We start from the raw sequence: 5378 nt of genomic DNA, 5'->3' as shown, positions 1-5378 counted from the left end.
CTTCAGAACTAACACAGTGGACGCGAGCAACTGAGGACAAGCCCTCGGCCTATTAGTACCAGTCAGCTCCACCCGTTACCGGGCTTCCACATCTGGCCTATCAACCCAGTCGTCTACTGGGAGCCTTACCCTCTCAAGGAGGTGGGAATACTCATCTTGAAGCAGGCTTCCCGCTTAGATGCTTTCAGCGGTTATCCCTCCCGAACGTAGCCAACCAGCCATGCCCTTGGCAGGACAACTGGCACACCAGAGGTTCGTCCGTCCCGGTCCTCTCGTACTAGGGACAGCCCTTCTCAATATTCCTACGCGCACAGCGGATAGGGACCGAACTGTCTCACGACGTTCTAAACCCAGCTCGCGTACCGCTTTAATGGGCGAACAGCCCAACCCTTGGGACCGACTCCAGCCCCAGGATGCGACGAGCCGACATCGAGGTGCCAAACCATCCCGTCGATATGGACTCTTGGGGAAGATCAGCCTGTTATCCCCGGGGTACCTTTTATCCGTTGAGCGACGGCGCTTCCACAAGCCACCGCCGGATCACTAGTCCCGACTTTCGTCCCTGCTCGACCCGTCGGTCTCACAGTCAAGCTCCCTTGTGCACTTACACTCAACACCTGATTGCCAACCAGGCTGAGGGAACCTTTGGGCGCCTCCGTTACTTTTTGGGAGGCAACCGCCCCAGTTAAACTACCCATCAGACACTGTCCCTGATCCGGATCACGGACCGAGGTTAGACATCCAGCACGACCAGAGTGGTATTTCAACGGCGACTCCACCCCAACTGGCGTTGGGGTTTCAAAGTCTCCCACCTATCCTACACAAGCCGAACCGAACACCAATATCAAACTATAGTAAAGGTCCCGGGGTCTTTCCGTCCTGCTGCGCGAAACGAGCATCTTTACTCGTAGTGCAATTTCACCGGGCCTATGGTTGAGACAGTCGAGAAGTCGTTACGCCATTCGTGCAGGTCGGAACTTACCCGACAAGGAATTTCGCTACCTTAGGATGGTTATAGTTACCACCGCCGTTTACTGGCGCTTAAGTTCTCAGCTTCGCCACACCGAAATGTGACTAACCGGTCCCCTTAACGTTCCAGCACCGGGCAGGCGTCAGTCCGTATACATCGCCTTACGGCTTCGCACGGACCTGTGTTTTTAGTAAACAGTCGCTTCTCGCTGGTCTCTGCGGCCACCCCCAGCTCAGGAAGCAAGTTCCCTCACCAGTGATGGCCCCCCTTCTCCCGAAGTTACGGGGGCATTTTGCCGAGTTCCTTAACCATAGTTCACCCGAACGCCTCGGTATTCTCTACCTGACCACCTGAGTCGGTTTAGGGTACGGGCCGCCATGAAACTCGCTAGAGGCTTTTCTCGACAGCATAGGATCATCCACTTCACCACAATCGGCTCGGCATCAGGTCTCAGCCTTAATGAGGGACGGATTTGCCTACCCCTCGGCCTACACCCTTACCCCGGGACTACCACCGCCCGGGCTGGACTACCTTCCTGCGTCACCCCATCGCTTACCTACTACAAGTCTGGTTCGCCGGCTCCACCACTTTCCTTTCCCCGAAGGGTCCGGAACGGCTTCACGGACTTAGCATCGCCTGATTCGATATTGGGCGTTTCAAAGCGGGTACCGGAATATCAACCGGTTGTCCATCGACTACGCCTGTCGGCCTCGCCTTAGGTCCCGACTTACCCTGGGCAGATCAGCTTGACCCAGGAACCCTTAGTCAATCGGCGCACACGTTTCTCACGTGTGTATCGCTACTCATGCCTGCATTCTCACTCGTGAACCGTCCACAACTAGCTTCCGCTGCTGCTTCACCCGGCACACGACGCTCCCCTACCCATCACAGCGGGCGTTGGCCCTATAGCTGCAATGACACGACTTCGGCGGTACGCTTGAGCCCCGCTACATTGTCGGCGCGGAATCACTTGACCAGTGAGCTATTACGCACTCTTTCAAGGGTGGCTGCTTCTAAGCCAACCTCCTGGTTGTCTCTGCGACTCCACATCCTTTCCCACTTAGCGTACGCTTGGGGGCCTTAGTCGATGCTCTGGGCTGTTTCCCTCTCGACCATGGAGCTTATCCCCCACAGTCTCACTGCCACGCTCTCACTTACCGGCATTCGGAGTTTGGCTAAGGTCAGTAACCCGGTAGGGCCCATCGCCTATCCAGTGCTCTACCTCCGGCAAGAAACACGTGACGCTGCACCTAAATGCATTTCGGGGAGAACCAGCTATCACGGAGTTTGATTGGCCTTTCACCCCTAACCACAGGTCATCCCCCAGGTTTTCAACCCTGGTGGGTTCGGTCCTCCACGAAGTCTTACCTCCGCTTCAACCTGCCCATGGCTAGATCACTCCGCTTCGGGTCTAGAGCGTGCAACTCAATCGCCCTATTCGGACTCGCTTTCGCTACGGCTTCCCCACACGGGTTAACCTCGCTACACACCGCTAACTCGCAGGCTCATTCTTCAAAAGGCACGCAGTCACGACCGTTATTCCGAAGAATAACGGCGACGCTCCCACGGCTTGTAGGCACACGGTTTCAGGTACTATTTCACTCCGCTCCCGCGGTACTTTTCACCATTCCCTCACGGTACTATCCGCTATCGGTCACCAGGGAATATTTAGGCTTAGCGGGTGGTCCCGCCAGATTCACACGGGATTTCTCGGGCCCCGTGCTACTTGGGAGATTCTTAAGCAAGCCGCTGATGTTTCGTCTACGGGGGTCTTACCCTCTACGCCGGACCTTTCGCATGTCCTTCGACTACATCAACGGTTTCTGACTCGCCGACCGGCCGGCAGACCGATCAAAAGAATTCCCACAACCCCGCATGCGCAACCCCTGCCGGGTATCACACGCATACGGTTTGGCCTCATCCGGTTTCGCTCGCCACTACTCCCGGAATCACGGTTGTTTTCTCTTCCTGCGGGTACTGAGATGTTTCACTTCCCCGCGTTCCCTCCACACTGCCTATGTGTTCAGCAGTGGGTGACAGCCCATGACGACTGCCGGGTTTCCCCATTCGGACACCCCCGGATCAAAGCTCAGTTGGCAGCTCCCCGGGGCCTATCGCGGCCTCTCACGTCCTTCATCGGTTCCTGGTGCCAAGGCATCCACCGTGTGCCCTTAAAAACTTGGCCTACAGATGCTCGCGTCCACTGTGTAGTTCTCAAGCAACGACCAGTCACCCATCACCCCACCAGACAAGCTGGCGAGTTCACTGGGGCCGGCATCACAGAAGGACAGCCTTTCGGCCGTACCCTCAGATACCCAACAACGTGCCAAACACGATCCCCTGTCAGTGAGTCACTTTCCACGCCGAAGCAGTACTTGTGATCCATCCAGGAAACCGTGCCAACTAATCAACGTTCCACCCTGAGCTGACCGTGCAGAACATTTGTCTGCAATCGGTACTGTGCTCCTTAGAAAGGAGGTGATCCAGCCGCACCTTCCGGTACGGCTACCTTGTTACGACTTCGTCCCAATCGCCAGTCCCACCTTCGACAGCTCCCTCCCTTACGGGTTGGGCCACCGGCTTCGGGTGTTACCGACTTTCGTGACGTGACGGGCGGTGTGTACAAGGCCCGGGAACGTATTCACCGCAGCAATGCTGATCTGCGATTACTAGCAACTCCGACTTCATGGGGTCGAGTTGCAGACCCCAATCCGAACTGAGACCGGCTTTTTGAGATTCGCTCCACCTCACGGTATCGCAGCTCATTGTACCGGCCATTGTAGCACGTGTGCAGCCCAAGACATAAGGGGCATGATGACTTGACGTCGTCCCCACCTTCCTCCGAGTTGACCCCGGCGGTCTCCTGTGAGTCCCCATCACCCCGAAGGGCATGCTGGCAACACAGGACAAGGGTTGCGCTCGTTGCGGGACTTAACCCAACATCTCACGACACGAGCTGACGACAGCCATGCACCACCTGTATACCGACCACAAGGGGGGCACTATCTCTAATGCTTTCCGGTATATGTCAAGCCTTGGTAAGGTTCTTCGCGTTGCGTCGAATTAAGCCACATGCTCCGCTGCTTGTGCGGGCCCCCGTCAATTCCTTTGAGTTTTAGCCTTGCGGCCGTACTCCCCAGGCGGGGAACTTAATGCGTTAGCTGCGGCACCGACGACGTGGAATGTCGCCAACACCTAGTTCCCAACGTTTACGGCGTGGACTACCAGGGTATCTAATCCTGTTCGCTCCCCACGCTTTCGCTCCTCAGCGTCAGTAATGGCCCAGAGATCCGCCTTCGCCACCGGTGTTCCTCCTGATATCTGCGCATTTCACCGCTACACCAGGAATTCCGATCTCCCCTACCACACTCTAGCTAGCCCGTATCGAATGCAGACCCGAGGTTAAGCCTCGGGCTTTCACATCCGACGTGACAAGCCGCCTACGAGCTCTTTACGCCCAATAATTCCGGACAACGCTTGCGCCCTACGTATTACCGCGGCTGCTGGCACGTAGTTAGCCGGCGCTTCTTCTGCAGGTACCGTCACTTTCGCTTCTTCCCTGCTGAAAGAGGTTTACAACCCGAAGGCCGTCATCCCTCACGCGGCGTCGCTGCATCAGGCTTTCGCCCATTGTGCAATATTCCCCACTGCTGCCTCCCGTAGGAGTCTGGGCCGTGTCTCAGTCCCAGTGTGGCCGGTCGCCCTCTCAGGCCGGCTACCCGTCGTCGCCTTGGTGGGCCATTACCCCACCAACAAGCTGATAGGCCGCGGGCTCATCCTTCACCGCCGGAGCTTTTAACTCCCACCCATGCAGGCAGGAGTATTATCCGGTATTAGACCCCGTTTCCAGGGCTTGTCCCAGAGTGAAGGGCAGATTGCCCACGTGTTACTCACCCGTTCGCCACTAATCCACCCCGAAGGGCTTCATCGTTCGACTTGCATGTGTTAAGCACGCCGCCAGCGTTCGTCCTGAGCCAGGATCAAACTCTCCATGAATGTTTGCCGGTAATCCGGCGCACACATCACGTTGAGCGGGACAGTCAAGTCGGAATAAGACCGACCGTCCACTGCATCCTCGCTGTGTAATTGCCTGCAAGCACCACGGCAGAACCGCGACCTCACAGGTCTTTTTCAAAGGAACCTCATCCACCGAAATGGACGGGGTATCAACTTTTGGCGTTGATTTTTGGCACGCTGTTGAGTTCTCAAGGAACGGACGCTTCCTTTGTACTCACCCTCAGTAACAATGACTGGGGCTTTCCTCCGGGCGCTTCCTTCGTTTCCAACTCTACCAGATCATTTCCGTGTCGTTTCCGACTCTCGGATTTGAATTCGGTGACCGTTGGAGGTCTGTGCCTTTCGGCGCTCCACCACATTAGCGCTTATCCCGTGCTGCTCATAATCGGCC

General features: G+C 56.6%; 2 rRNA genes. Both read right to left on the bottom strand.

The window, feature by feature from the left end:
• Nucleotides 1-32 precede the first annotated feature (32 nt).
• Nucleotides 33-3155: ribosomal RNA gene (locus tag J7E97_RS29505) — 23S ribosomal RNA — on the bottom strand.
• A 286-nt stretch (nt 3156-3441) separates the two neighbouring features.
• Nucleotides 3442-4966 (bottom strand): 16S ribosomal RNA (locus J7E97_RS29500).
• The 16S and 23S rRNA genes sit together here, the layout of an rRNA operon.
• Nucleotides 4967-5378: the final 412 nt, after the last annotated feature.

Source organism: Streptomyces sp. ISL-66, from assembly GCF_018614135.1.
GTDB lineage: Bacteria > Actinomycetota > Actinomycetes > Streptomycetales > Streptomycetaceae > Streptomyces.
Note: the sequence above shows the minus strand (reverse complement) of the source record. Positions and strands in the feature narration are given on the sequence as shown.